Annotated in this window: 36 protein-coding genes and 1 pseudogene; 22 read left to right on the forward strand and 15 right to left on the reverse strand. The window is 43.4% G+C overall.

The annotated features are described in order from the left end of the window. Positions 1-19 precede the first annotated feature (19 nt). Positions 20-460, reverse strand: coding sequence for a DUF4871 domain-containing protein (locus tag HOP45_RS02885; protein ID WP_181347407.1), 441 nt, complete (start codon positions 458-460; stop codon positions 20-22). Positions 461-722: 262 nt separating this feature from the next. Here HOP45_RS02885 and HOP45_RS02890 point away from each other — a divergent pair, with 262 nt between their 5' ends. The 6 genes from HOP45_RS02890 to HOP45_RS02915 all read left to right on the forward strand — a co-directional run bounded on the left by HOP45_RS02890 (position 723) and on the right by HOP45_RS02915 (position 4,816). Further along, entirely contained in the window at positions 723-1,094 is a 372-nt protein-coding gene (locus HOP45_RS02890) for a VOC family protein (RefSeq protein ID WP_181347408.1), read from the forward strand. Between the two features lie 260 nt (positions 1,095-1,354). After that, positions 1,355-1,747, forward strand: coding sequence for a VOC family protein (locus tag HOP45_RS02895; RefSeq protein ID WP_181347779.1), 393 nt, complete (start codon positions 1,355-1,357; stop codon positions 1,745-1,747). A 30-nt stretch (positions 1,748-1,777) separates the two neighbouring features. Further along, entirely contained in the window at positions 1,778-2,287 is a 510-nt protein-coding gene (locus HOP45_RS02900; RefSeq protein WP_181347409.1) for a GNAT family N-acetyltransferase, read from the forward strand. 70 nt (positions 2,288-2,357) lie between these two features. Next, positions 2,358-2,789 carry an SRPBCC domain-containing protein gene (locus HOP45_RS02905; RefSeq protein ID WP_181347410.1) on the forward strand — a complete coding sequence of 144 codons (432 nt, stop codon included), beginning with the start codon at positions 2,358-2,360 and terminating at the stop codon, positions 2,787-2,789. 188 nt (positions 2,790-2,977) lie between these two features. Next, the gene (locus tag HOP45_RS02910; RefSeq protein ID WP_181347411.1) at positions 2,978-3,202 is read left to right on the forward strand and encodes an ATPase; all 225 of its coding nucleotides are present in this window, start codon (positions 2,978-2,980) and stop codon (positions 3,200-3,202) included. A 366-nt stretch (positions 3,203-3,568) separates the two neighbouring features. Continuing rightward, positions 3,569-4,816, forward strand: a complete 1,248-nt coding sequence (locus tag HOP45_RS02915) for a DUF4153 domain-containing protein (RefSeq protein WP_181347412.1) — start codon at positions 3,569-3,571, stop codon at positions 4,814-4,816. A gap of 110 nt (positions 4,817-4,926) precedes the next feature. Here HOP45_RS02915 and HOP45_RS02920 read toward each other — a convergent pair whose 3' ends face one another. Continuing rightward, positions 4,927-5,895, reverse strand: coding sequence for a helix-turn-helix transcriptional regulator (locus tag HOP45_RS02920; RefSeq protein WP_181347413.1), 969 nt, complete (start codon positions 5,893-5,895; stop codon positions 4,927-4,929). 110 nt (positions 5,896-6,005) lie between these two features. On the opposite strand from HOP45_RS02920, the gene HOP45_RS02925 reads away from it, so the two are divergent. Next, positions 6,006-6,839: an SDR family oxidoreductase gene (locus HOP45_RS02925; protein ID WP_181347414.1), complete on the forward strand. Its 834-nt coding sequence runs from the start codon at positions 6,006-6,008 to the stop codon at positions 6,837-6,839. Between the two features lie 247 nt (positions 6,840-7,086). On the opposite strand, the gene HOP45_RS02930 is transcribed toward HOP45_RS02925, so the two are convergent. Next, positions 7,087-7,293 (reverse strand): hypothetical protein, encoded by a 207-nt coding sequence (locus tag HOP45_RS02930; RefSeq protein WP_181347415.1) that lies wholly within the window; start codon positions 7,291-7,293, stop codon positions 7,087-7,089. Positions 7,294-7,724: 431 nt separating this feature from the next. Between HOP45_RS02930 and HOP45_RS20620 the strand changes: the two are divergent. From HOP45_RS20620 to HOP45_RS02960, 5 genes and pseudogenes are all read left to right on the forward strand, one after another. After that, positions 7,725-7,934, forward strand: a pseudogene (locus tag HOP45_RS20620) (SAM-dependent methyltransferase); the annotation flags it as partial. Between the two features lie 146 nt (positions 7,935-8,080). Next, the gene (locus HOP45_RS02945) at positions 8,081-8,653 is read left to right on the forward strand and encodes a lysozyme inhibitor LprI family protein (protein WP_181347417.1); all 573 of its coding nucleotides are present in this window, start codon (positions 8,081-8,083) and stop codon (positions 8,651-8,653) included. Continuing rightward, positions 8,650-8,904 carry a hypothetical protein gene (locus tag HOP45_RS02950; protein ID WP_181347418.1) on the forward strand — a complete coding sequence of 85 codons (255 nt, stop codon included), beginning with the start codon at positions 8,650-8,652 and terminating at the stop codon, positions 8,902-8,904. Before HOP45_RS02945 ends, HOP45_RS02950 begins: the two co-directional genes overlap by 4 nt. A gap of 150 nt (positions 8,905-9,054) precedes the next feature. Beyond that, positions 9,055-9,534: a DUF2975 domain-containing protein gene (locus HOP45_RS02955; RefSeq protein WP_181347419.1), complete on the forward strand. Its 480-nt coding sequence runs from the start codon at positions 9,055-9,057 to the stop codon at positions 9,532-9,534. Between the two features lie 13 nt (positions 9,535-9,547). Next, a complete protein-coding gene (locus HOP45_RS02960) occupies positions 9,548-9,763 on the forward strand; it encodes a helix-turn-helix domain-containing protein (protein ID WP_181347420.1) in 216 nt (71 codons plus the stop codon). Positions 9,764-9,830: 67 nt separating this feature from the next. Here the strand turns inward: HOP45_RS02960 and HOP45_RS02965 are convergent, their stop codons facing one another. Further along, on the reverse strand, positions 9,831-10,439 hold the full coding sequence (locus HOP45_RS02965; protein ID WP_181347421.1) for a TetR/AcrR family transcriptional regulator: 609 nt from the start codon (positions 10,437-10,439) through the stop codon (positions 9,831-9,833). Between the two features lie 154 nt (positions 10,440-10,593). On the opposite strand from HOP45_RS02965, the gene HOP45_RS02970 reads away from it, so the two are divergent. From HOP45_RS02970 to HOP45_RS02980, 3 genes are all read left to right on the forward strand, one after another. Then, positions 10,594-10,842, forward strand: a complete 249-nt coding sequence (locus tag HOP45_RS02970) for a hypothetical protein (protein WP_181347422.1) — start codon at positions 10,594-10,596, stop codon at positions 10,840-10,842. A 163-nt stretch (positions 10,843-11,005) separates the two neighbouring features. Continuing rightward, positions 11,006-11,638: an NUDIX hydrolase gene (locus tag HOP45_RS02975; protein WP_181347423.1), complete on the forward strand. Its 633-nt coding sequence runs from the start codon at positions 11,006-11,008 to the stop codon at positions 11,636-11,638. A 12-nt stretch (positions 11,639-11,650) separates the two neighbouring features. Continuing rightward, the gene (locus HOP45_RS02980) at positions 11,651-12,163 is read left to right on the forward strand and encodes an AAA family ATPase (protein WP_181347424.1); all 513 of its coding nucleotides are present in this window, start codon (positions 11,651-11,653) and stop codon (positions 12,161-12,163) included. Positions 12,164-12,287: 124 nt separating this feature from the next. Here HOP45_RS02980 and HOP45_RS02985 read toward each other — a convergent pair whose 3' ends face one another. The 4 genes from HOP45_RS02985 to HOP45_RS03000 all read right to left on the reverse strand — a co-directional run bounded on the left by HOP45_RS02985 (position 12,288) and on the right by HOP45_RS03000 (position 15,569). Next, complete coding sequence (locus tag HOP45_RS02985) at positions 12,288-13,091, reverse strand: LysM peptidoglycan-binding domain-containing protein (RefSeq protein WP_181347425.1); 804 nt, start codon at positions 13,089-13,091, stop codon at positions 12,288-12,290. Between the two features lie 372 nt (positions 13,092-13,463). After that, positions 13,464-14,207, reverse strand: coding sequence for an ABC transporter permease (locus HOP45_RS02990; RefSeq protein WP_181347426.1), 744 nt, complete (start codon positions 14,205-14,207; stop codon positions 13,464-13,466). Between the two features lie 18 nt (positions 14,208-14,225). Further along, positions 14,226-15,137 carry an ABC transporter ATP-binding protein gene (locus tag HOP45_RS02995; RefSeq protein WP_181347427.1) on the reverse strand — a complete coding sequence of 304 codons (912 nt, stop codon included), beginning with the start codon at positions 15,135-15,137 and terminating at the stop codon, positions 14,226-14,228. 138 nt (positions 15,138-15,275) lie between these two features. Next, positions 15,276-15,569, reverse strand: coding sequence for an RNA polymerase alpha subunit C-terminal domain-containing protein (locus tag HOP45_RS03000; RefSeq protein WP_181347428.1), 294 nt, complete (start codon positions 15,567-15,569; stop codon positions 15,276-15,278). Between the two features lie 282 nt (positions 15,570-15,851). Here HOP45_RS03000 and HOP45_RS03005 point away from each other — a divergent pair, with 282 nt between their 5' ends. Continuing rightward, a complete protein-coding gene (locus tag HOP45_RS03005; RefSeq protein ID WP_181347429.1) occupies positions 15,852-16,646 on the forward strand; it encodes a SurA N-terminal domain-containing protein in 795 nt (264 codons plus the stop codon). A 43-nt stretch (positions 16,647-16,689) separates the two neighbouring features. Here HOP45_RS03005 and HOP45_RS03010 read toward each other — a convergent pair whose 3' ends face one another. Next, positions 16,690-17,532 (reverse strand): ABC transporter permease, encoded by an 843-nt coding sequence (locus tag HOP45_RS03010; protein WP_181347430.1) that lies wholly within the window; start codon positions 17,530-17,532, stop codon positions 16,690-16,692. Beyond that, positions 17,529-18,515, reverse strand: a complete 987-nt coding sequence (locus HOP45_RS03015) for an ATP-binding cassette domain-containing protein (RefSeq protein WP_181347431.1) — start codon at positions 18,513-18,515, stop codon at positions 17,529-17,531. Before HOP45_RS03015 ends, HOP45_RS03010 begins: the two co-directional genes overlap by 4 nt. A 429-nt stretch (positions 18,516-18,944) precedes the next feature. On the opposite strand from HOP45_RS03015, the gene HOP45_RS03020 reads away from it, so the two are divergent. Next, positions 18,945-19,514, forward strand: coding sequence for a LysM peptidoglycan-binding domain-containing protein (locus HOP45_RS03020; RefSeq protein WP_181347432.1), 570 nt, complete (start codon positions 18,945-18,947; stop codon positions 19,512-19,514). Between the two features lie 51 nt (positions 19,515-19,565). Here the strand turns inward: HOP45_RS03020 and HOP45_RS03025 are convergent, their stop codons facing one another. Genes HOP45_RS03025 through HOP45_RS03035 form a run of 3 tightly spaced genes read right to left on the reverse strand, consistent with a single transcriptional unit; the run spans position 19,566 to position 21,509 of the window. Further along, positions 19,566-20,261: a hypothetical protein gene (locus tag HOP45_RS03025; protein WP_181347433.1), complete on the reverse strand. Its 696-nt coding sequence runs from the start codon at positions 20,259-20,261 to the stop codon at positions 19,566-19,568. A gap of 2 nt (positions 20,262-20,263) precedes the next feature. Next, on the reverse strand, positions 20,264-21,136 hold the full coding sequence (locus HOP45_RS03030; RefSeq protein WP_181347434.1) for an ATP-binding cassette domain-containing protein: 873 nt from the start codon (positions 21,134-21,136) through the stop codon (positions 20,264-20,266). Next, positions 21,126-21,509, reverse strand: coding sequence for a GntR family transcriptional regulator (locus HOP45_RS03035; protein ID WP_181347435.1), 384 nt, complete (start codon positions 21,507-21,509; stop codon positions 21,126-21,128). Before HOP45_RS03035 ends, HOP45_RS03030 begins: the two co-directional genes overlap by 11 nt. Before the next feature lie 313 nt (positions 21,510-21,822). On the opposite strand from HOP45_RS03035, the gene HOP45_RS03040 reads away from it, so the two are divergent. From HOP45_RS03040 to HOP45_RS03055, 4 genes are all read left to right on the forward strand, one after another. After that, the gene (locus tag HOP45_RS03040) at positions 21,823-22,146 is read left to right on the forward strand and encodes a PadR family transcriptional regulator (protein ID WP_181347436.1); all 324 of its coding nucleotides are present in this window, start codon (positions 21,823-21,825) and stop codon (positions 22,144-22,146) included. A gap of 2 nt (positions 22,147-22,148) precedes the next feature. Further along, positions 22,149-22,829, forward strand: coding sequence for a DUF1129 family protein (locus HOP45_RS03045; RefSeq protein WP_181347437.1), 681 nt, complete (start codon positions 22,149-22,151; stop codon positions 22,827-22,829). A 26-nt stretch (positions 22,830-22,855) separates the two neighbouring features. Then, a complete protein-coding gene (locus HOP45_RS03050; protein WP_181347438.1) occupies positions 22,856-23,659 on the forward strand; it encodes an AraC family transcriptional regulator in 804 nt (267 codons plus the stop codon). Between the two features lie 90 nt (positions 23,660-23,749). After that, positions 23,750-24,163 (forward strand): DUF1761 domain-containing protein, encoded by a 414-nt coding sequence (locus tag HOP45_RS03055; protein WP_181347439.1) that lies wholly within the window; start codon positions 23,750-23,752, stop codon positions 24,161-24,163. An 80-nt stretch (positions 24,164-24,243) separates the two neighbouring features. Here the strand turns inward: HOP45_RS03055 and HOP45_RS03060 are convergent, their stop codons facing one another. Continuing rightward, positions 24,244-25,350, reverse strand: coding sequence for an amidohydrolase (locus HOP45_RS03060; RefSeq protein ID WP_181347440.1), 1,107 nt, complete (start codon positions 25,348-25,350; stop codon positions 24,244-24,246). A gap of 174 nt (positions 25,351-25,524) precedes the next feature. Here HOP45_RS03060 and HOP45_RS03065 point away from each other — a divergent pair, with 174 nt between their 5' ends. After that, positions 25,525-25,719: a DUF378 domain-containing protein gene (locus tag HOP45_RS03065; protein WP_181347441.1), complete on the forward strand. Its 195-nt coding sequence runs from the start codon at positions 25,525-25,527 to the stop codon at positions 25,717-25,719. A gap of 55 nt (positions 25,720-25,774) precedes the next feature. On the opposite strand, the gene HOP45_RS03070 is transcribed toward HOP45_RS03065, so the two are convergent. Next, a complete protein-coding gene (locus HOP45_RS03070) occupies positions 25,775-26,674 on the reverse strand; it encodes a MerR family transcriptional regulator (RefSeq protein WP_181347442.1) in 900 nt (299 codons plus the stop codon). Positions 26,675-26,696 lie beyond the last annotated feature (22 nt).

A 26,696-nucleotide genomic window follows, 5' to 3' on the forward strand; every position in this document is an offset into this window, starting at 1 on the left:
ATGGAAGTCCTCTGTTGTATTAGTCTTCATATACCTTCACAAATACCGAACCGTGTAGCTGCTCATCAACGAAAGCATCCAATTTCCACATACCACTTTTAGGCAGTGACATCATTGAAGGAACATGGGCATCTGCACCATTATTGGCACTTGCTAATGGCAGACTTTCAATCACGGTAACCTCGTTGTTAGATTTATGATGAGTAGCCGTAACCTTCAAATCCCCGTTTAACTCCTCTGGATCGCCCCATAGATGCCACATATACTTTTGTCTTTCATCAGGATAGAAGCGGGTCAGTTCAGAATCATCATAAATGAATCCGAGTTTGTCTTCGACTCCAATCATTTTGTAGTTTCCTGATTCAAAGATATTGCTTACCTCCCATTTCTCTCCAGCACAACCAGCCAGGAAAATAAAAGCCGGAACCAAAAGCAACAATCGAACAAAAAACGTATTCATCTTTATCCCCCTTTTAATCTCGCGATGACCATTTGGAATTAGACAAAGCCCATGTTAAGTAAGCTTCTATTTTTTATCTGTAATAATTTGTTTCGATACGTGGAATTAAATTCCTTTAACACAAGACCAGATAACTCAATATCAACGAAAGTCACGGAAGTATAATGATTACTTCCTTTATTTTTTTGGTGCAATTCGGTATATTAGAAGTGGCAGATTTTTTGCAATATTTTTAAATTCTATAAAATTATAGGAGGACTTTATGAAACTAGGTGCATTTTCTATCAGTTTAAGTGTAAAAGATCTTGAGCGTTCTAAAGCATTTTACGAAGACCTGGGGTTCGAAGTGTTGGGCGGGGACATGGCCCACAATTACCTGATCATGAAGAACGAAAACAGTATTATCGGGTTGTTCCAGGGGATGTTTGACAAGAACATTTTAACGTTTAATCCAGGGTGGAACGAAAATGCCGAAAACCTTGAGTCCTACACAGACATCCGTGACCTGCAGCGTGAGCTTAAGGCAAAAGGCGTCACCATGGTGACGGAAGCTGATGAATCAAGCGAAGGTCCTGCCAGCTTTACAATGGAAGATCCGGATGGCAACCCCATTCTTGTCGATCAGCACAGATGATAGAAATCACCAGTTATGATAGACCGCCGAATGGATGTCGTTCGGTGGTTTTGTCTTTTCTATGAAAGGAACAGGGAGATGAAAAACAATTTAACAGATAGCTTCATTCATTGGGTATGATGGTTGGGTGTGTGTTGGGTTCTATTTTTGGCATGTTGATCAATCCAGGTTCCCTCCCCATTGCAGTGTCTTTAGGAACTGGGGTAGGCTATTTAATTGGCGTTATTGCTTATAGCAGTAGTATTAAAGGAGAGAAAACGATGCAATCCTATCTGAAACGAGTGGGCACAACTTATATCCCCGTATCAAATGTGGAAGCTGCTTCAGAGTGGTATCAGGAAAAGTTGGGGGCCGTTGAAAATTTTCGCAATGAAGATAAGGCGATTTTAGACTTCGCAGACCAGAGCTTCTTTCTTGTGAAATCTCAAGAAGGACAGCAGGCGCAATTTATTGATCATCGTGGAGATGAACATTTTTCCTTAACCTTTGAAGTCGATGGATGGGAAAACCTCAAGCGTTTTCATGAAGATCTTAATGATAACGGTGTCACGGTAGGCGAGATTGAAGACCGCGGGCACCCTGGGAACAACTTTGTATTCTATGATTTGGACCGGAATGCCTTCGATGTGTGGAGTGAATGGAGTGGAAAATAAAAAATTCATGATAGGGATGGGGTGTGAAGCGTGGAGATCAGAAAGGCAACTATAGCAGATGCAGAAGGTGTGGCAAGAGTTCAAGTTGACAGCTGGCATTCGACTTACAAGCACATCGTGCCTGATGACTATTTAAGACGAATGACGTACGAAAGCCGTCAGCAAAAGTGGACAGATATTATTGCTGAGCAGCCCGTGTATATCGCTGTAACCAACGAGGGGAAGATCATAGGCTTCTCTAACGGCGGCCCAGAACGGTCAGGAAAATATCCTGGTTTTACGGGTGAACTTTATGCGATTTACATATTAGAAGAACATCAAAAAAACGGGTTAGGGAAACGTCTGTTAGAGCCGATCATCCATGAGTTGAAGCAGCAGCACCTCTATTCGATGCTTGTCCTAGTGTTAGGGGATAATGCGTCCCGGTTTTTTTATGAGAACATGGGAGCGGAGAAGTTAGATACGGTGGAGACTGAAGTTGCTGGAAAGAAGCTGAATGAAGTGGTTTACGGATGGAAAGACATTAGAAAGATACGTTAAAACATCTTCAGGTGAGAAAGTGTACACCCAAAGGTGAAAAGTGTTCTTATTTAAATAAGGTGGTGTTATCGTGAATAATGATCATTTAGAGCGAGAGATTTTTATTGATGCATCGGTAAAAACGGTATGGGAATTGGTTAGCGAACCAGCGTGGTGGGTTGGCGATGCGCCTGGTCCTGACAAAGTAGAGGGAGAGGGATCACGCATCGTGGCAGATACGAAGTATGGGAAATTTCCTGTCTTAATTGAACAAGAAGATTCGCCTCATTATCTGGCGTGTCGGTGGGCAAGTTCATTCCCGGGAGAAGAACCAAGAGAAGGGAACTCCACGTTAGTCGAATTTTTGTTGCATGAAACCGATGAAGGCACTCGACTCCGTTTAGTTGAAAGCGGTTTTTCCAGTCTTGCTGTTTCTGAGGACAAGCAGCGTAAATTCTTCAAAGAGAACACCAAGGGATGGGAGCATCAATTGGAAGTGTTAAGAAAGCGTGCCAATCAGTAAGCTCGTATCTCCATTAATGTTAAAGTAGCGTTAATCAACCTTAAAGTTTGACGACAACCATCACTCCAATCACCATCGTTTTTCATATAATAGTACTAAATTCCTGATTTCTAATGAGGAGACATCGATGGTTTTACGTTCATGATATGAATAATGTGCTAAGGTGTATGGTAAAAGGGGGCTCTTTTATGAGAGTAATATGGTTGCCGTTATTAGCATCTGTTGGAACAATGGCGCTATTATATTGGATTGGCAATATATTTAATTTATCGCTTCTTAGGTTTTCATTTGTTTTAAATGAACCGTTAAAAAATGGATTGATTTTTGATGCAAATATTGCAATACTTCCTTTTGTTTTCGGCTTGTTAGTTGGATTTATTGTGGAACGTATAGTTAAAGTCAGAAGCAAATGATCACCGAGGTGTAATGAAAAGAGGTATAGGCCAAATGCCAGCAGGGTTATTCTTCAAGAAGAATAGCTCTTTTTTTTTGCAGAAAAGAAGCCGTAATGCAGAATCTGCGTAATAGCCTCTCGATGCAGCAGGGCATGTCAGTTGTACGAGCAATTTGGGACATGCTTTTTAATGCATCACACCAAAAAAATAGCTTTTGGAATAAAAAATTATTGTAATACGATAAATATTTATTTAATATTAATACAAGGAGCGATAGTTGTGATGCTTTTTGGGAACAACTAAAGGGATAGAACAGCAGAAGCTAGCAAATGCAAAACAGTGATTGCGATCGCTGAATCTAATCATGATTGAGGAGGTATGACGATGGATAGTGACAATTTGATTTTGAAAAATATGGCTGATCCACATGAGCTGGAAAGAATTTATCGTAAAGACCCGGCAGCTTTTAAACAGTCATTATTATACGCATGGGAACAATATCCTGATTCTCAGGTTCTTAATGTCTGGTATGAAAGGTTGCATTTCAAGGAGGCAGCACAGACACATATACCTTTCTTGTTTCAAAAAAGTTTCTTATTTATGGGCTTTTTAGCTATTCTGGCCGGGATAAGCACGAGGATCATTTACCATTTTGTCGAGCAGGAAGCAATCGCTCCGATTAACCTGGCTTTTGGTATCATTCCCTTTATCGCTGCCTACTTTGTTTACAGTAATAGGCCGAAAAGAAGTATTATGTATTGCCTTTCAGCGTTGTTCATCATATCCGTGGTCTATCTTAATGTACTGCCGTTAAATAATAGTGACAGTATTATCCTTGTTTATTTACACTTTCCCATTTTCTTATGGGTATTGTTGGGGCTCGCCTATACAGGAAACGGTTTTTCACAAGGGAGTCGAAGAATAGCTTATATTAAATTCAATTTGGAATATGGAATTCTCTACGCCAGCATGGCAGTCAGTGGAATGGTGCTAGCAGCCGTAACCATGCAGTTATTCCGCTTTGTTGGCCTGGATATAGAAAATTTCTATTTTAGTAATATTGTTTTGTTTGGTGCTGCCGCTCTCGCAATTGTGGCTACGCACCTCGTATCAATGAATCTTAAACTTGCTAAGAATATCACGCCGTATATAGCGAAAATTTTCAGCCCGCTTGTCCTGGTCACATTGTTGGTTTATCTTGTAACGGTTATATGGGTGGAGAAAAATCCATTTCTGGACCGCGATTTTCTGATCGCTTTCAACGGCATTCTGCTTGGTGTGTTAGTCGTCACCATATTTTCCATAACGGAAAGAGATTCAGAAGAGAAAAAGAACATTTCAGATTATATCAATGTGTCGTTGATTGGCCTTGCGCTCATCATCAACAGTGTGGCTTTGTCAGCCATTGTGTTCAGACTTTCTTCGTTTGGCATTACGCCAAATCGATTCGCTGTGTTAGGTGTAAACATCCTTATATGGGCAAATCTTATTTGGATCATGTTCTCCTATATACAGTTTTTACAAAACAAATCTGGACTTTCAACTATCCAGGATGCTGTTACGAAGTATTTGCCGGTCTACGGACTTTGGGCAGCGTTTGTTATATTTACTTTTCCAATACTATTTAATTAGAACGGCTCTTTTATTCAGATTTGTATCGTTTTAGCTTATTTAATTTGAAATCGAGTATTAAACAAAAATGGGGCAATTATTCAATAAGAGTAATTGCCTTATCTTTATCTTCATTTTTCCCTCTTTAAAAACTCCACAGTGGACGCAGCCATTTGAATGATTTTATTTCGTAACGCTTTCGGTGTCACTACTTTTATTTGGTCTGCAAATCCTAAGATATACCCGATTGCTTCCTCTTCAGTATCAAAAGAGAGCTTAACAGGTATCCAGTCATCTTTTCTCTTATTTCCAATTTCAATGATACGGGCAAAACGACCAGTGAATGTTAATCTTGGTAAGATAGACTGGGTGACTTCCACACTCACTTCAAAAGCAGGCAAATTCTTCACGAAGGCCTTTGCCGAGGATTTCCAATACTGGGCAAGGTTGAAATCGGCGGGTCTTTCAAAGGTTTCATCAACAGGAACAGCATGCTGAATCCGTGAGGCTCTATAAGTTCGCAGCTCACCATTTTCTTTAGACGCAATTAAGTACCAAAGGTCCGATTTGGCCACTAGGCCAAGGGGTGCTACAATACGATCATCCTTCTTTCCGTCTGCACGTTGATAGCTGATTTTTAATTTATTTTCCTTCCATATGGCGGTTTTAAGGACTTCGAAGGAAGCTATTTCTTCTTTTTGCTTTCGCCAGCCACTTGTGTCGATATGAATTCGATTCCATACATCCTTAGCATTTTCACGGTAGATGGATGGAAGGGAAGCGACTAGTTTATTTCTTGCGTCATCAGAGGTTCGTGTCATCCCCAGGTCTTCGAGCAACTGCGAGGAAGGCGATACAAACAAAGCGCGTATTTCAGATTCTTTCAAACCCGTTAAATCTGTCTGGTAGTCTTCTAATAGTGACCACCCTCCATTTTTTCCACGTTCTCCAATAACAGGAATCCCTGTTCCACTCAAGGCATCCATATCCCTATAAATGGTTCGTTCGGAGACTTCCAGCTTCTCTGCCAATTCTTTGGCGGTCATGCTACCCTGTGCCTGTAATAATAAAAGAATGGATACCAAACGGTCCCCTCTCATCCACATCACCTATTTTCCATTGATTATATTTATTTAAATAAATATGACACAAGGTGTCAAGAATTGATGGTTATAATGGTAATACTTTAGTCATGAAAGGGATGGGTGATATGAAAGCTTTACATGGAAAGATTGCACTTGTTACTGGAGGAAGCAGAGGAGCCGGGCGGGGCATAGCCATTGAATTAGGAAAGGCTGGCGCAACTGTTTATGTCACCGGCCGAAGCATGAAAGGTGATTCCACCAATGATTGGCCTGGTACTATTGATGACACGGTTGCTGAAATTGAAGTCCATGGGGGAAAAGGGGTGGCGGTTCGTTGCGATCATACGAATGATTTAGAAACAGAAACTGTCATCAATCAAATTCGTCAGGAACAGGGAAGGTTAGATATTCTTGTCAATAATGTGTGGGGGGCGCATGATCTTGGCGTTGATGCTAAGCCTTTCTGGGAATTGCCATTGAAACATTGGGACACGATGTTCACTGCTGGTGTACGAGCCCAGTTGGCCACGAATCACTATGCCATTCCATTACTTCGTGAAAATGAAAGATCGGTCATTATTCACACGACTTTCTGGGATGATGGCAAATACACCGGACAGTTTTACTATGATTTAGCGAAGAATGCATTAATACGTATGGCTTATGGTCTTTCCATCGAATTAAAACAAGATAATGTTGCCGTACTTGCCGTTTCCCCAGGGTTTATGCGAACGGAACTTGTGTTGAAGCATCATCAATCGGATGAAGAACACTGGGAGGAATCAGAAGATTTAAGGAGAACCGAAACGCCACATTATGTCGGACGAGGAATTACAGCTGTGGCCAGTGATCCGAATGTGATGGAGAAAAGCGGACATGTATTAAAAGCGGGAGATATCGCCAGAGAGTATCAGTTTACTGATATTGATGGCAGATATATTCCGCCGTTTACCATCTAGTTTGTAGAGTATAGAATAAAAAAATGTAACATTTGCTAGTTCCTTTAAAAGTTTATAGATATTAAATACCTCTGATACAATGCCTGAGCTATAGCTTGAAAATAGTGGCGAAAGGTGGCATAAAAACTATAAAGTTGTCCTTTTTGGCAATCCTGTTTATGGTGGGTGAGCAAAAAGGCAGCCAACGTTCTATCGTAGTTCGATTCCTGAAATCTTAGTTCTAATAATAACTGACAGCATTTCGGTGTTATGAATTGAATTTAAGAAGTTCATTATATCTCTTAAGAATTTTTAACATTCTCACCAATAAGGATATAACTATAGAAAGTAATAAGATAATGACCAACCCTACAGAAAGAACGCCATTACGGTCATCAAATGCGCTTGCAAATAAAAATATTAGTATTGCACTTGAAATAAATAAACAAGCTGTATAAATCGTAACTTTTTTCATAGAGTGCCTCCACAGGAACAAATTTTAATCGATCGGTGTAAGAAAATCCGGTACTACAGAGAGAGCTGCTGGGTTTATGCTGCAATGAATCATAGTTTAACTAAATTATGACGAAGGACTCCACCTATCAAGTGGAGTCCTTCGTCGATTGGTCATATTCTACATCTTCTCACACAATTGGTTAAAAACGTGAGAAATTGAGGTCACTCCAAATTGTAATACAGGAGGGACTGTATGTAAACGTGCTTTAAAGTGTAAAAGAGCGGGTGTTATCCAATATTAAGCATTTAGATTAATGTGTTATTATGATAGTGTATTTTACATAATTTAGGCAGGGGGCATGACGAGTTGATTCATCACAACAAAATAGCAATGCATGGGACAAAAAAGTAGAAGAAGGCTCGAGATACACGACGTCTGTAAGCCGTGAAATCATCAAAAGAGCCAAAAATATTGAATGGGAAATCACTGTGACGACCGAAAGGGCTGTGCCAAGACAATAGTTTCCTGCATTGTTAAAAGGTTTGAGAATACTCTGCTTAGCGTCTGGCGGGGGACAACAAGCTCCCGTGCTTGCTGCAGCAGGAGCCGACGTAACTGTAACAGATATATACAAAAAACAGCTGGAACAAGATGAAAAAGGCCATGGGCTTACCCAGCATTTGGAATCCTACAGCGATCGAGTAGATCAATGGTTTCAAAAGCATATCAGTACCATGGGATAGTTTTGAAGGTTGGCAAATACATAGATGGCAAGGGAAGCAAATGAAGACGAAGGAGTCTTATTATGCAAAACAATAGAATAATAATGGGTACTGTCGTATGCGTGATGTTATTGGCTGCATGTGAACAAGCACCTGACGCGTCAACAAGTGACGATTCTACTCATGTGGAATCGAAAGAAAATGGTTCAAACACGGAACATACTGATACAGATACAAACGAAAATGATACAAGTGAAAAAAATAACGTGCCTCTAAAAGATGAAGACTCGAGCTCTGAGGCAGGTCTGAAAGAAGCGTATCAGACAAAGTTAGTGGACTCCAAACAAGAAACGGAACGATTGGAAGCCGCAGATTCATCAACATACGCGTTGAAAAAAGTTGAAAATGATAGATGGGACATTTGGGATGAATTATTGAATGATATTTATGGAGTCTTAAAAGAGCGACTGTCACCAGAAGAAATGGAGCAATTAAGAGAAAAACAACGGAATTGGATCGAATTTAGAGACGACCGTGCATTGGAAGCATCGCAAAAATATGAAGGCGGCACGCAAGAACATTTAGAATACGTGGCTGTGCTTGCAAATCTCACTGAAGAAAGATGCTATGAATTAGTTGAGGATTATATGAAATGAGACCTTTTGCATGGATGTTACTATTAATCCATTCCGTTATATTAGTGCTTTGGATCATGAATGCGGAATCCTTATTCTCAACCACTGGTATCGTGTTTTGGCTCATTACAGTGGCTGCCGGGTTTATGATCCAAACAAAGTTAAATACGGAATTGTTAGTAAAAAAACTCGTTGTATCGTCGAGTTACTTTATGGTATTTCTTTGCGTCATGACGCTATGTATCTATGTTACGACGCGATCTATGCCGTAAACGCTGTTATCTGAACATTCCCTGATCGTGAGGGGGTGTTCTTTTTTTGCTTGTGATGTTGTTTTTCAATCCAAAAGAATAAATATTTATTGTAATTCGATAAATAATGTGGTAAATTTAAATGGACATTAAAATTGGTGAGGTGGTCTTGTGAAACATGGAGCAACCATTTTCTTAAAGGCAGTGGTTATTCTTGTTGGATTGGCAGTTCTTGCTTTATGTATAGGTTTCATACCGTGGATGATTAACCAAGAAGGTATTAGCCCAGAGTATGCGTATATCATTTATTCCATTTTAATCGCGATGTATGTGGCGGCGATTCCGTTTTTCATGGCACTGTATCAAGCATTAAGACTGTTACACTATATTGATAAGGATACAGCATTTTCGGATTCCTCCGTAAAAGCGTTAAGGTTGATAAAATTGTGTGCAGGCACTATAAGCGTGGTGTATGTGGGTGCGATGCCATTCTTTTATCTGCTAGCGGAGAAAGACGATGCGCCTGGCGTTATCTTAATCGGATTGGTCTTTATTTTTGCTTCAATTGTGATTGGCGTTTTTGCTGCCATTCTTCAAAAGCTATTAAAAAATGCCATAGATATTAAATCAGAAAATGACTTAACGGTCTGAGGTGAATTAAAAGATGGCCATAATAATCAATATCGATGTCATGCTGGCTAAGAGGAAAATGAGCGTCACGGAACTTTCTGAACGGGTTGGCATAACAATGGCGAACCTTTCTATATTGAAAAATGGCAAGGCGAAAGCGATTCGGCTGTCAACGTTGGATGCAATTTGTAAGGCTTTAGACTGTCAGCCTGGTGATATTTTAGAATACACGGATGAGGAAGGGGATTAAGGAGCCGCCATTTGCTCGTGTTTAACGCATGAGCAAAAATAAAACAAGGCTCCTGTAGAACCTTGCTTTAACCTCGCATGATAAAATTCAGCTTCGCTTTAATCCCATCATACAACGCCTCTTTTCCGATTTCATCATGATAAAGATAAAGCAGGAACTCAAACGCAAGTGAACTGTAAATGACTTCAGCGGCCTGATTCGCAGCAAAATCCTCAGGTAGCACACTTTTTTCCTTCAGTTGGTTCAAGTAATGGATCAATTCATCCACAAACATGAAATCAAGGTCAATCATTTTTTTCAACCTTTCAGGGTTGGACATATACAGCGACACATTCATCAGCGGCCGGAGTATCTTCTTGCTTACCAGCAAATAGCGATTCATTCGCTTATAGATAAATTGAAACACAAGCTCGGAAGCTGCTTTATTTAAATCCTGTTCCTGAAGGGTGATCTCTTGTTGGTCCATCTCTTCCATAAAGTCATTGGCAAATGCGTCAATCAGGATATCAGCCTTCGAATCAAAATAGTTAAACACGGTCCCCGTTCCAACATCGGCTCGGTTCGCAATATCATCTGTGGTCGTTCCTTCATAGCCGTGTTCGAGGAAAAGTGTTCTTGCCGCCTCTATAATCGCGTCTCTCGTTGCTTCTTTCTTTTTATTCCGGATGCTTTTCATAGGTATCACCTCTTATAAAAAGTGAGCGTACTCATAAATGAACGTACTCATATTATCTGCTTCTTTTCATCTTATGTCAAATCCTTTCATATATCTTGTGAAACATTTCCCATCTCAGTCCGTATACATTAGGTAATCAAAGGGAGGGGGGTATATGAACAATTCTTTAATCGTCCTGTTGACGGTGATTTTGGAATCGCTATTTCTTTATATCATCGCTGCGCTGTTTAGCTGGAAATGGATTGATATTGCGTTTTTAGGCGGCCTAGCTATCTTCGGGGTACTATGGATTTTTCACTATCAATCAGCTCAAACTAGAAATAGGGAGAACGCCAGTATCCGTGGCAACACTGGAATCACGGCAGAGAGTATACATTCACCTTTACACTTTCACCTGTGGTGATTGGTCTGATCGTATTCCTCATCGGCAGTTTCATCATCGCAATCATTTACTACTCTTCTTACTTTTAATCATACATATACACTTACGATTTAATAGGGGGCAGCTTCTTATTTTTGATAAAATGGTAGAATAAACATAAGCACTGAAGTCATGAGGTGAACCTATGAAACGCGAAACAATCGTTGAGAAAATGAAGGATCATACGCCTGCGATTATAGGCAAACAAAATTTAACAGAATATTCGATTCTATTACCACTCATTGAAAAGGACGGCGAGCTCCATCTCGTATTTGAGGTCCGTTCCCAAAAGATGAGGAGGCAGCCTGGAGAGGTGTGCTTCCCGGGAGGTAAGGTTGATGCTGAAGACTGGTTGAAGCAAGACACAGCGACGCGGGAAGCGGAAGAAGAGTTGGGAATCACCCACGATGAGATTTCAGATATCTACCCGTTCGATTATATCGTGTCGCCGTTTGGTATGATTGTGAATACGTATGTCGGGTTTCTTAGTTGTGCGGAAAATCGTCTTCAACCCAACCCGGATGAGGTGGACGAGGTGTTTACCGTTCCGCTTAGCTATTTCATGGAAACCAAACCGCACATCCACTATGTGAATGTGGAAGTAAAGCCGCAAGCTGATTTTCCATTCCACCTAATCGAAAATGGGCGGGACTACCGCTGGCAAACGAAGCAGTTAGAAGAATTATTTTATATTTACGATGATCGCGTGATTTGGGGCCTCACGGCAAGAGTACTCTATTATTTTGTTCAGATGATTCAATCAAGCGGCATGGAATGAGGTGGGGGTTAGTTGAATAAGAAGCCGAATCGCATACATATTATTGGTTCTGTGGGAAGCGGAAAAACAACTTTAGCAAAAGCGTTATCCGAAACGTTCACTATCCCCTTTTTTGAGATCGATAACATCGTATGGAAAAGGTATCCCTCAGGCGATATCAGAAGGACCGAGCAAGAAAGAGACGATTATTTGCAGGAGATTATCCAGTCAGAGCGCTGGATCATCGAAGGGGTGCACAACGAAGCCTGGGTGGCCGATAGTTTTCGAAAGGCTGATTTGATCATCTTTCTCGACCCCACGTATTCAATACGAACGTATCGGATCATAAAGCGGTTCGTGTGGCAAAAACTTGGATTGGAACAGGCTAATTATAAGCCGACGCTGCGAATATTTTTTAAAATGTTTAAATGGAATAAGTATTTTGAAGAGGTAGGGAAACCGAATTTCTATAAGGAATTTGGAGCGTATCAGGACAAGGTATGCGTTGCTACTAAAAAGCGGTGTATTAAGAAGCATTTCGAGTAGGGGGAGAGTGTACTTGGCTTTGTATGTTTCTAGTGTCATTCTCTGAACCTCATATAAAAAAATGATCATGCAGAAAAGAGCTTGAAGCATTTTCAAGCTCTTTTTTTAAAACGCACCAACTTCCTTAAAATCTGACAGGCATTTGCACGAGGTCTTGAATGCTCCCATCTCTCGCGCTTCGCGTATAAACCCATAGCTCGCCCCTGGATGTTGTGGGAGAATTGTCAAATGCGATCGGTTTGGAAAAGGTGCCATAAGCTGGGGCACCGGCTGAAGTTTGAATGGATGTTTCACGTGAAACAATTTCGTCGGCGCTATCCACGATCCGGTATAATATTGTTCCTTCAAACGCGCGTGCGAAGCCTTCCAACGGTTGTCCTTCTTGAATTTTCGTGCCTGGATAAGGCCGGAACACCACAATGTTAATGGAAGATGGGAGTGGAACGATCACCCGGAACCCTGGGTAAATAACATCTTCAGATAACCCGGGGCGTTCCCGGTTTGCCTCGAGTAAAGTGGATAAACTTATGTCGAAGCGGCGGGCGATAGCGTATAAGGTATCGCCTTGCACAACCTCATAACTAAAAGCGGGAACGAGCAGCGCCTGGTTGACGAAGATATAATTCGGATCTCCGATTTGGGGATTAATGCCTTGGAGTAAATCAACATTGGTATTATAACGCTGGGCATAGTGAAAGAGCGTGCCCCCGGGGTTGACGGTTTGATAGATATGGTTTTCTCCGAATGAGGTGGAAGGGACGACGAGAACTTGTCCCGGAAATATTAAGCCTGGATCTGTAATAGGGGGATAGAGGGCGTTGGCTTCTTCGATTAAGGCAACCTCACTCCCGAAACGTGCGGCAATGGCATACAGCGTATCGCCCGGCTGCACGGTATAAATGAATTGGGTGCGTATATTGATCGGCATACTACCTACTCCTTTTCAAGTACTCCCTTTACAATTAGCCCCTGTAAATCTCCGTGTCGATGCTCTATTTAAGCCCCTCCGCCTTATGCAGCAACAGGTCCTATCTACCAATAGACTGATAGATGAATAATACTTATATGATCCCTCACCAACACGTTTAACGGGGCCAACCATTAAAGGGGAAATGCTTGTGCTGCATGGAACATATTAATCGTTGGACGAGAACTCCAGCTGTATTATCCTACTCGTGGACTTTCTCATTTATGCTACGAGGCTCTATGTATTGAACCGGAGGGAGAGGGGTCCCCTTAATGAAAGCAAAAAGAAAAGCGCCTTTTCCTTATAGGAAACAGGCGCTTTCGCAGTATGAAGTTAACTTCTTGATTGTCGTAGGAATCTTGGGTACGCTGCATAAGCAAGAATGCCGCCTGCCGCGCCCGCTCCTACCAATATCAGAAGGGGCTTCCAAATATCAGAGACTCCGCCATCCTGAAGGATAATTTCTTTATAGCCTTCAAGCGCCCAATATTGGGGAAGCATCTGGCTGATGGTTTGCACGTAATCCGGCATGATTTCCACGGGCATCCATAAGCCTCCTAACAAGGCACCGCCGAGCGCGATAACTTGAGTCAGGGCGATGCCCATGTTTTCCGTTTTGACAAGCACAGCCATCGCCATTCCAAAGCCAGTCACGATAAAAGCAAGGGCTAACGATAATGTAATGAGTGCGATCGGGTCGCCTAAGGCAAGATCGTACACAAGGACGCCAAAGGTTAATAAAACGGTAATTTGAATTAAAACGATCATCATAAAAGGGATCCACTTGCCAATGAAATAATCCTTGATCGGCAGCGGGGTGCTGGCAATCCGCGCAACCATTCCGCGTTCCCGGTCTTTAACGAAGGCGATCACCATGGAAATCATAATAAAAAAGGCAAACATCACCGTGTAGCCGGGAATGATTTGGGTGACAACTTCCTGATAACTGGCACTCTCATCCCCTTTGAAAATCGCGACAAAAGCAACGATAAAGATGATAGGTAGGACGAACGTCCAAAACCAAAGGCCAATATCTTGAATATTTTTTTTCAACTCTGTGCGTGCAATCGCCCACATGATCAATCACTCCTTATATTAAGCATCGCGAAGCTGCGTTCCGGTCAGGTGAAAGAAAATATCCTCGAGTCTCGGGCGATAAAGCTCCAATCTGCGAGGGTCGATGCCATCTTCGCGAAAACGGCTGACCAATTGTTCCAGCGTATCTAACGGGCTGTCGCTGGTCAGTACGAATCCGTCTCCTTTTTCAACGGGAGAGCCAAAAGGTGCGAGCATGTCGTGGTCGATGCTTCCGCCAGCTACGAATAAGGAAGGGGCGGCATGCCGTTCTAACAACTCATTCATGGCGCCAAACTCCACGAGCTGCCCCTTATCAATCAGCCCGATGCTGTCACATAAATTTTCGACTTCTTCCATATAGTGACTGGAATAGATGATCGTACTGCCTGAGGCCTTCAATTGTTCGATGATGGTGAAAATTGAATTCCGGGATTGCGGATCGATGCCGACCGTAGGCTCATCCATAATCACCACGTCAGGTTCATGTAACAGGGCACAGCCGATGTTCAACCTGCGTTTCATTCCGCCCGAAAAGGTCGTAACTTTATCTTTGCTGCGGTCGCTCAGCCCGATTTGCTCTAGTACGCTCTCCATTCGGTCTTGCAGCTTTTTCCCCGAGAGTCCATAAAGCTTTCCGAAAAGTATCATATTATCCCGTGCGCTCAGCGTTTCTTCCAGGCAAATCTCTTGCGGGATATACCCGATCCGCTTCTTAATGTACATTCTTTCCTTTGCCACCGAGTGGTCGTTGAGCAGCATATCCCCTTTAAATTCAAGTAAAATACCGGATAAAATTTTCATCAGCGTCGATTTCCCTGCGCCGTTTGGTCCGACGACGCCGAAACATGACCCTTCTTCGATTTCAAAGCTGATGTTGTCTAATGCCTGAATGGCCCCATACTGCTTACTTATGTTGACGACATCAATCATTCGCCTGCCTCCCTTCAATTGTTAAGCTAACGACTATATTTATGCTTAGACAATACTGTGTACGAATGACGAAAGAATTAGTTTCATGTTCGGTACTTTTTATTCAGATGGCGTTGATGGAAAAAGATAATCGGGACTTTAGTGATCTCTAAAAGAAAAACCTTCTGCTTCTAAAGCCGTTTTTAATGTGGGAATGGAAGCTGGACCTACGCCATGAAGTTTCAAAATTTCTTTCTCGCTGTAGTGAGAGAGGTCTTGTAATGTGTGGATTTCTTCGTGAAGCAAGGCATTTCTCGCAGGTGAACTCAATTTGGAAAGGAAACCATCTTTAGGCTTACTTTCCTGATTACAAATCGGGCAACTTGTACAATCACTACTTTTATAGTACTTGTGGCCTTTGTCACATACCTTTAAATGTTTTTCTGCTGGCAATCTGAACACCTCCTCTCAATTTGATATTAAAGATGAAACGGCCTGTTTTTGAAAGAAAATGATCGGAAAGTCTACCACCATTTTTAATACGACTGAACAATGCTAGGTAAATTCCACAAAATTTACACATTTATGATCTGTGTTCATTTTATCATCGTTGAACCCCTTTGTGACAGTCCATAGAATATTTATTGAGAAGGTGAACTGGTGATGTCGGGCATAGTTGATAGGTATAAAACCTGTTACAATGGCACACACGAGGAATAGGAAAGGAGAATGAACATGAGGAATAAATGGTTATTAAGTTTAATGTTGGCCGTGTCGTTATCTATGCTAGCTGCATGTAATAGTGACGATAGTTCCAGTGAAGATAGTAATGGAGAAGCAAATCAAGAGGAGCAGGCAGACAGCGGCCAAAGTGAGGGCAGCGAAGGCGGCGAAGGTTCTGAACAAGCTCAGATGCCGGAAGCTGATTTAGAAGACGTTCCTGACGTGGTCGCGGAAGTCAATGGCGAAGAAATAACGAAAGAAGAGTTCAGTACGAATTTCGAAAGCCAATTGCAGCGCTCGGCTATGCAATCCCAGATGTCAGGTCAAGAAGTGGACCAGGAGCAATTAAAGACCCAGGTGGCGGACAGTCTGGTCGGGCAGGAGCTCCTTATCCAGGAAGCTAACAGCCGTGATTACGAAGTGACCGACAAAGAAAAGAATAAGACGTTAGAAGAGTTTGCTCAGCAACAGCAAGTTGAATCAACTGATAAACTACTCGCTACTTTAGAAGAGCAGCAAGGCATGGGTGAAGATGAAGTCATGTCTCAGATTGAACAACAGGTAAAAGTGGATAAGCTGATTGAGAAGGAGTCTGGCGACTTGGAGCCAACCGAAGAAGAAATGAAAGAAACGTATGATCAGCTGAAAGAGCAGCAGGGAGAATCTGGTGGAGAAAACCAGATGCCGTCTTTTGAGGAAGCAAAACCGAACATTAAAGAACAAGTGAAGATGCAAAAAGAATCGCAGGCTGTCCAAAAGCTCGTGGACAACCTTCGTGAAGATGCAGATGTGACGGTGAATCTATAAAGTTAGAAAAAACCAGGTCCGAATGGGGCCTGGTTTTTTTGGTCTATTTTTTGTTGCGGTATAAATACATGGTAAGCGGCGCAAAGATGATTGTGAAAATGAATGAAGCCAGAAGGACCCACCCGATTTGTTCAAAGGTCACGGCGTCATGCATAAACCCGCGGACCGCTGTCACCAAAAGGGAAATGGGGTTAATATCAACGAAGCCTTCTAGCCATGATGGCAGTGTTTCGGGTTCCACAAACACATTGCTTACGAATGTAATAGGGAAGAGGACCATCATACTCACCATCATGAGCGATTTTTCTGAGCGCATAATCAGCCCGAGTGTTGTCCAGACCCACGATAAACTGAACGAGAATACTAATATTAATGCGACAGCTCCAATGACGCCGGGGAAACCGCCTTCTGGCCGAAATCCGAGTATCAGTCCGAGCACAATCATGATGGTCGATGCCATCGAATACCGCACCGTATCGACAAGCAACGCTCCGACTAGCGCTGAAGGGAGCCATATCGGCAAGGTGCGGAAGCGATCAAAGATACCTTTTCGAATGTCGTTGTTCAAATCGATGCCGGTGTACATCGTGATTTGCGAAACGGTCATGACGAGTATGCCGGGCAGCAGGAATTGCAAATAATCGCTTGTGGATCCGGCGATGGCACCGCCAAAGAGATACGTGAACATAAGTAAGAAAATAATGGGAAACACGGTCACATCAAACAACTGCTCCGGTACATGCTTAATGCGCAGCAAGGCACGTGAAGCAAACGTGAAAGACGAGGACAACCCATTTGGCCGGCTAGGACGCTCACTTGATGCAATCGCGTCGATCAATTGTCCATTCGCGCCGCCTTGTTTATTTGTCTCAAATGATTGTGTCACCGTGTTACCCCCTCTTCATGAGCGGCATTCTCTTCTACTGGCTGGCCTGTCAGCGTCAAGAATACTTCATCAAGACTGGGCTGGCCGAGTGAAAAAGTCGTCATGCGAATGTTTTCCTTCTGCAGCTCTCCGAGTGCTTCAGCCACAACCGATGGGTCTAAGACTTGCGCGGTAAGCGAGGCAGGGTCGGAACCGGGACGGACCGAATCGTCCAGTTTTTGTGTAAGCACTTCGATCGCTTTGTCACGGTCCTGCTGATCGAAAAGGGACACATGTAACGTGCTCATTCCGACAGAGGCCTTCAGTTCACTGCTCGTGCCTTCTGCAATGATCTTTCCGTGATTGATGACAGCTATGCGATCGGCCAATTGATCGGCTTCCTCCAAATACTGCGTCGTCAGCAATACAGTGGTCCCTGCATTGACGAGGGCACGAATAATATCCCACACTTGATTTCGGCTGCGCGGGTCCAGCCCCGTGGTCGGTTCATCCAGGAAAAGCAGATCCGGCGTCACCACGATACTGGCAGCGATATCAATTCTGCGGCGCATGCCGCCTGAGTAGTTCTTCACTTGCTTTTTTGCTGCATCTGCAAGGCTGAAGGCGTGCAGCAATTCGTTAGCGCGCGCTTTCGCCTGTTTGCGGGAGTAGCCCATCAACCTGGAGATCATGATGAGGTTTTCGATCCCCGTTAAATCCTCATCAATCGAAGCATACTGCCCGGTCAAACTGATGCGGCTCTTGATGGCAGCGGTTTCTGACACAAGATCGTGTCCAAAAATTTGCGCATGCCCCTCATCCGGCTGCAGCAAGGTTGCCAGCATACGGATCGTAGTTGTTTTCCCTGCCCCATTGGGACCTAGGAAGCCATAGACGGATCCTTTTTTTATCGATAAATCCACACCATCAACGGCGCGGTCTTTTCCAAAAACTTTCACAAGGCCTTTCGCCTCGATTGCCATCGTTTGTTTCGTGTCATCCATATTTCTCATCCTCTAGTCATTTAGGTTGGGTAGATCGTTATAGAGTAAGCATACTGGAAAAATCAACAAATGAACAGTCTTGTTATTTCAGTGGGGCCCCCTTCCTGGATTCAGCTGTCACGGCGAGTGTCTTCTAGCGTTTATGCGGCAAAATTAAATTATATGCGGCGAAATCCGGATTTATGCGGCAAACTCGAAATTTATGCGCGATTTTCTTAATTTATGAGGCAAAAGCTACTTTTTATGCGGAACTCGACAAGAAGCTTAATTTTTCCCGCTCAATCTGAAACCATTCGAAAAATCTTCCCGTCAAATGAGTAAACAACATAATTGAGAAACAATGAAGCGAAAGGAGGGCTATCAGCAAGCACCCGGCATTGAAAATCAACCGTAGAGAAAATATTTCACATTACCAAGGAGGGGAAAATCATGAAAAAAACAATGTATCTTGCACCGGTTATTGCTTTAGGGATGACGTTAGGTATAGGCGCTGGCAACGTGTCAGCTGAGAAGACGGCCGTCACTGTTGAAAAAGGGGATACCCTTTGGAGCATCGCCCAGCAGCATGAAGGTGTAACGGTCAATGATTTATATGAATGGAACCCTGGTATTGAGGCAAATGCGTTGCAAGTCGGTTCGGAAATTACGGTGAACATGGGTGATAACTCAGATGACAACAACACACCACATGAAGAATTCCACACTGTCACACCGGGCAGCACGCTCACTAGCATCGCAAATCTTCACGCAGGCGTGACATTAGATGATCTCTACGAACTGAACCCTGGCATTGATGCCCGAAATCTACAAATTGGTTCTGAGGTCAGAGTCAGCCCGGGCGAAGGATCCAGTAAAGATTATCATACCGTTAGACCAGGCAACACCTTAACCAGCATTGCCAATCTTCATGCAGGTGTAACGCTTGATGATTTATATGAGTTGAATCCAGATATCGATCCTCGTAACCTGCAAATTGGGTCAGAGGTAAGAGTAAAATAAACGATAGAAAAAGCTTGCTTCGTCGATTACACCGGCGAAGCAAGCTTTTTTTTACTTCATTTTGACGGTAACGTTTCTCGTCAACAGTCGAACGAGCCAGAACGTACCTGTTAATAACAGAAGGGTAACGATAAAGGAAAAAGCGATCGAGATGTCCGCGGCGTTTACATTGAAAAAGGTGAGCCACGGCTCGCTCATATCACCTTCCCAAAATAAATCAGATAGTGAAACGATCACCATGGCGAGCACGATGTGACCTAACCCGATTAGCCAGCCTGAGCGGTAGATTCCTGCCCCGACCAGCCATCCTGCAGCAAAGTATACCAGGACATTCAAGAAGAACGAGAACATGATGAGCGGCAAGGACGCCTCATCGTTTAACATGTGCACGGTGATCTGAGATCCCGTGAGTAGATGCTGGAACCCTGAGATGATACTGGCAATTATACTTAAAGCTAGAGACAGGGCAATGGCAGCCAGTGCTGAACCGTAAAAATAATCGCGTCGTGTAATCCCTTGCCGGACGTAGAAAGTGAGAAATACGGCAGGTGACATAATGCCAAGGATCAGCATAAAGATTTTAGACGGTTGAAAGGCAAAGGGAAAGAAGCTGATTTGATTTTGATCGACCACCATACGAAAGACCACATAGATGATACATACTGTTGAAAGGAACCAGGCTGCCCATTTGCCCTGAACGAGAAACAAATCGAGCGATAGTTTCGAGGTGTTTTGCTTCGTATTCATCTCTATTCCCCCTCCCGTGTTAAATGAATAAATAAATCCTGAAGCGACACGGGGCCGATCTCAAGGCCTTTTTCCCTTGCTTCCTGTCGCTTCGCATCCGACAGTTCCCCGTAAATCATGACCGATTTAGTGCCGCCTAGCTGCTGTTCATTCAGCTTCTTCATATCATGGACAAAACCATCTACCACATCTGCGCCTCCGGTAATGGCTGCGCCTCTGTTAAGAAGCTCGTCATAAGGTTCATGCAGCACGAGCCGCCCTTTATCAATAATGACAACCTGATCAAATAAGTAATCCATTTCCGAGACTAAATGGGTGGACAAGATGATGGTGCGCGGATGAGACGCTTGTTCTTCTAACACTTCCTGATAAAAGATTTCGCGCGTGGGAGCGTCCATACCTAAATACGCCTCATCGAAAATTGTGATAGGGGAGCGGCTGGCTAATCCGATGGTCACATTAAGCGCAGACTGCATTCCGCTTGAGAGCTTTTTAACAGGTTTGTCAAAAGGCAGATTGAAGCGTTTGGCAAGTCTGTGGGCATAATCTGTATCAAAATAAGGGCGATAGCGTTCGGCTGTTTCGATGAACGCTTTCACTTTTTCTTGCTCCTCCCTGTAATCAACCTCGTATACAAAGGCTACTTGCGACATGATGCCGGCATGTTCAAACGGTTCTTCTCCTCCCACTCGAATCGAGCCCGAGGAAGGCTTCATAAAAGAAGCCAGCAAGGAAAGAAGCGTAGTCTTTCCTGCGCCGTTACGGCCAATCACACCGTACGTTTTGCCGCTTTCCATGTGAACCGTTACATCATTGAGGGCTTCAAATCTTCCGTAATGCAAGGCGACATTGTGCATATCAATATCAAGCATCATAGGGATCACGTCCTTTTACTTGTTTAATAATGGCCTTCATTTCCTCTTCGGTAATACCCAATTTATCTGCTTCCTGGATCATCGGCAGCACGTATTCATCGGCAAATTCGTCCTTCCGTTTTTGCAGCAATTTCTTCTTTGCCCCCTCGGCAACAAACATCCCAACACCCCGCTTTTTGAAAATAATACCTGCGTCGGCCAATAAGTTGATCCCTTTGGCCACGGTTAAATGGTTGACTTTATAAAAGTTGACCAATTGAGTGGTCGAGGGCACTTGATCACCTTCTTTCAGCTGATCATTCACGATTTGGTCCTCAATCCTGTCTTTAATCTGTAAGAAGATCGGTTTACTTTCATCAAACGATTGCTTCACCAGGTCACCACCACCTTACGTATAAGCTTATACGGTTATATAGTTATGTATATAACCATAATGCTATTTCTGTGATTTGTCAACACAATAAAAAAACGGCTGCTTTCCGGCGCAGACTTCAGCGCCGTTATTCAATCATATATCAGTCTAATTCATGAGATATCGGTCCAGCTCAGGCGTTTATCAGTCAGAACGATACGTATATCGGTCTAATTGAAAATATATCGGCCGGAAGTGTTTCCAGAATTCGGATTTGCTGATAAGCTATATGGTATAACAAGATACTTGGTGTTATACAAGGTAGGTGGAGAACGTGTCCCTGCGCAGTCAATTGTTAAAAGGGATTTTAGAAGGGTGCATTCTGTCTGTGATCTCCCGTCAGAGTGTGTACGGTTATGAACTCTCATTGAAGCTGCACGATTATGGGCTTTCTGTTAGTGAAGGGTCGATTTACCCTGTATTATTGCGGTTGCAAAAAGAAAAATGGATTCAGGGTGAAATGAAGCCGTCCCCGAGCGGACCCAATCGCAAGTATTATGAACTTACTGAGCAAGGCGAAGCGGCATTAGCAGAATTCAAGTCAAATTGGGAAGGCATCAAAAAGCCGGTCGATGCTTTACTGGAAGAGGAGAGATGAACATGAGTGCCGAGGAACTCGTAGAGTTGAATAACCAAAAACGCGACATGCTTAATCAAGTAAATGTGTCCTATTATGAGGATATGCTTGTTTACATCCGCCTGTCCTATGATAAGTCGGATGAAGAGTCAGAAGAAATTTTAATGGAACTGCTGGACCATTTACTAGAGGCGCAAGCAGCAGGCAAAACCGCAGAAGAGGTTTTTGGAAATCATCCTAAGCACTATGCGGATGAAATTTGCGGGGAGCTGCCAAAGATGGTGACCAAGAAACGAACCCTGTATATCCTGATGAGCCTGTTTTATTTCGTGGGCGTCAGTGCGGCTGTTTATGGTCTCTTTGATCTTATCCGATATTATCTGTTTAATGTGGGAGACGACGTCCTAACCATTAACAGTGGAACAGCTGTTGTTAACACCATGCTTTCATTGCCGATTGCATTTTTTTTCATAAATGGGCTCATTCGTTATTTACGCTGGTCCTGTTTCAAACAGATCTCTAAGGTCTTGGAATCCGTGATATTTGGTCTTCATGGTGCCGTGAGCTTTAGCGTGTTTTTCGTATTGATTTACTTCATGCCCACCTTTGGACCATCGATTGACGTTCCGATTTATGTGACGTTTTTGCTTGGTATGGCTTTGTGTCTGCTAGGGTACCTGACATTAAAAGCCATTTCTAAATAATCAGTGTGTGAATGGAAGGTTAGGTGATGACCATGAATGTTGAACTTGCAATGCCTCATCGTTTGTTACGCCCGTGGATTGAATGCTATTGGCATGTAGAGTTGGATAGGGGTGGGGTCAAGAAAACGGAAACGATTCTCCCCAACGGAAAAATTGAATTGATCTTTGCTTTGGAGGGGAACTACCACGTCCTGAATCGCAACAGCCCCCGGGTGAAGCATGCCTGGTTATCAGGTCTTCACCACACCCCTCTACATATTGAATATAGCGGAAAATCACGATTATATGGCATTCGTTTTCGCCCGCATGGCATCTTTCCATTTTTTGATATCCCTATCCATGAAACAGTGAATCAGGTGGAGAATCTTGAATATTTCTGGGGCGCATTGCAGGGGGAAATGTTCGAAGCGTTGTGCTCAGCGCCTGATATGCACCACATCTTTAACATGTTCGACTATTTTTTATTGGACAAAATTTCAGAGCGAAAGACCAGGCATCAGCGTTGTATTAGCTATTTTGTCAATCAGGTTTGTCAAGACCCCACCTTGTCCATACCACAGGTAGCAGCCGCCTTAGGTTTTACGCAACGTCATATGAACCGGTTGATTAAAGATCATATTGGACTGCCGCCAAAGTTGTTAGCTCAAATCTATCGTTTCGAGCAGTCATTTTCCTGTTTGTATCAACATCCCATCGATGATCTTCCTGATTTGACCCCCTCGCTCGGTTTCTATGATCAGTCGCACTTCATCAAAGAATTCAAGCGTTTCTCCGGTATGACGCCACGCGAATATAAGAAAAACGCATTCGAAGCTGAGAATTTTCTTTAGTGTGGAGAAAAAATGTCCAATTTTTACAATACGTGCGTGTCTGTTACCGCTATACTAAAGCTATTCGAGTAAGGGGAAGGGGAGGGTTTGATGGGACTGGAGCAATCAATCCAATCGATCAATTATTTCGCTGTATTAGCAGCGGCCTTGTCCGCGTTTATAATTGGCGGACTCTGGTATTCCGTTTTATTTGGCCGCGTTTGGATGAGAGAAAATGAGTTTGACGAAGCGCGTTTAAAGCAGAGTAAGATGGTTCCTATATTTGGAGGAGCGTTTGTATTATCTGTGCTGATCGCGTTTGTGTTGGCATTATTTCTGGGGCCGGAAAGAACTGCGTTGATGGGCTCGTCTGCCGGCTTTATGGTGGGACTCTTTTGGGTAGCTGCGGCGTTAGGCATCACCTATTTATTTGAACGGAAATCGTTCACGTTATTCTGGATTAATGCGGGCTACCACATCCTAACGTTTACGCTCATGGGCCTGATTTTAGGCGTTTGGAGGTAAGTGAAGATCGCTTTCCACTTTCATCCCTTTTTGATGGGGCTTGTTTCTTTAAAAAAAATAAACAATGTTTTTTAACAGAGCTATTCTTGAGCTAATGCTGTCAGGATAGCTCTTTTTAATATGGTAACGGCATCTGGTATGACGGATTGGTTAAACGTCATGTTCGGATGATGGAGCCCCGGCTTCAAATCACAGCCGATTCCGAGCATCGTCGCTTTGAGGTGCGGTCGTTTAATCGTATAAAAATGAAAGTCGTCGCCTCCGGGAGTCATAATCTCGGGTTTTAATTGTTCTGTTCCGACCGATGATTTGATAGCCTCTGCCATGATGGAACGTGCTTGCTCATCAATCACAGCCGCGGCTACATCGGATTCAATGTCCAGGTAGATCTCGTTCCCGTGATACGTTTGCAGGGCAGAGGTTATGTTATTCAGTTGGTCAGCCATTGTCTGCATAGCTGCATTCTGTTGGGCTCGGAGGTCCAGCGTGAAATCCGCTTTCCCCGGTATGATATTCGGCGTAGTGCCTCCCGCGTGAAATGAAGTGAGTTTAGCAGAATGAGAGATGGCAGGGTCCACCTCCATATGATGAAGCATTTGGTTAAGTTCCGCCCCGACTTGGATGGCATTGACATTCAGATGAGGGCGTGCCCCGTGAGCATCTTCGCCATTGATGCTGCCTCGTATAAATCGCGCAGCCCCGTGTTGGATAGCAGGCGCGAATGTGCCATGACCCAGCTCTTGATACGGCCGTAAATGAAGCCCGAATAAATAAGCCGCATCGTCAACAATCCCTTTTTCCACCATTTTGAGCGCCCCGGTTGCCTGTTCCTCAGCAGGTTGGAAAATAAAACGGACCGTGCCATTCAACTCCTCCTGCTTGTCTGCCAATGCAAAAAATACCCCGATGACAATCGTCATGTAGGCGTCATGACCGCACGAATGATTAGCACAGAACGCCTCTTCAACTTCTTGCCATAAAGCATCCATATCAGCACGAACCGCTACCACCGGTTCTCCCTCGAGGATTTCGGCCACCACGCCAGGACAATCCCCAAATGTTGTGATGTCGCACGAATAGCGTTCCAATGTTGCTGCGATATACTGGGTCGTCTCCCATTCATTCCAGCTGGTTTCCGGATGGCTATGCAAATGATGGAATATACGATCCAATGAAAGGTGCTCCATACTCCTTCTCCTTCGTGTTACAGGTTTACTTATGAAGATAACATACCCCAGCTTTATTTTATAACGTTTCCAGCTTCAAAAAAATTTCAGCTTAAAGGTTTAAGTTTTGAAAAGGGAAGGTATATAAAAACTATATAAAAGTTATACATTTTTTATAAAAGGAGTGGAGTTAGTATGAAAGGTCTAAACACTGTAGCACTTTTATTAATTATTATAGGTGGCTTGAATTGGTTGTTAGTCGGTTTGTTCCAATGGGACCTTGTCGGCGGTATTTTCGGAGGTATGGACAGCGCGATTGCACGTATCGTCTACGTTCTTGTGGGAATAGCAGCCATTTATTCACTGCGATTATTTAAACAAGTTGGATAAGCAAAAAGAAGAGAGGGCAGTCCCAATACGGGGCTGCCCTCTCTTTTGAATAGGATCATATATGTTTGTGGAATGTTTCAAGCCATTCCAGCCACGCTTCATAATCAGAATTAAGATACCATGTGTTAGGCATCGATTCGTCTGGTTCAGCTCCTTTTCCCCCGACGACAAATTGCAACGTCTGCTTGGTTCGGCTGAGATGGTTGATATAGTCATGCAAGGTGTCCTTCTGACTCTCGTTTGAAATCGAGAAACAGACCAGGCGTATATCTTGATTAAGAATGATGGTGTCCAATCCATCAAGCGGTGTACTTTGACCAAGGTACAAGACGGGGAATCCGTTTTCCCGCAAAAATAAGGTGAACAATAAAAGGCCGAGCTGATGGTTTTCGCCAGAAGGACAGAGCGCAAGTACTTTAGGCAGTGTGTAAGAAGTAGGGAAGACACGAAAAAATTGATTGAAGCGCTGTTCCACGATATGACTGATCATGTGTTCTTGTGCAACTCCTAATGTATCACGTTCCCATTGCTCGCCAACTTTGTTCATTAGCGGAACAATGATGGCGAAAAAGACCACCCGGTAGTGAAATTGAGTGAAGTATAAGTCCAGTAAGTAAGTGCATCTTTCGGCATCTACCTGGACGACGGCTTGATAAAGCGATTCAATTTCATTCTCGTAATGCTCTGTTTTCAAAAGCCCCGTGCTGCGGGACTCTGTTAAGGGGGGGCGAGCGCGTTTCAGCTCATGTAATTGCCTGACGGCTTCGCTGATTTTTACCCCGTGCTCATGCACTTGTTTTTTCAACCATTTTAAATCCTCGACGTTTTGCTCGGTGTAAAGCCGATGTCCTGAAGGAGAGCGTTCTGGTTCGATTGCTTGGTAGCGTGTTTCCCACGAGCGGATCGTTACTTTGGGCATATCGAGCATTTTAGCTGCTGCTTTAATATTGTACATGTTACCAGCCCCATCCAGCTTA

The organism is Thalassobacillus sp. CUG 92003 (assembly GCF_013618635.1).
Lineage (GTDB): Bacteria > Bacillota > Bacilli > Bacillales > Halobacillaceae > CUG-92003.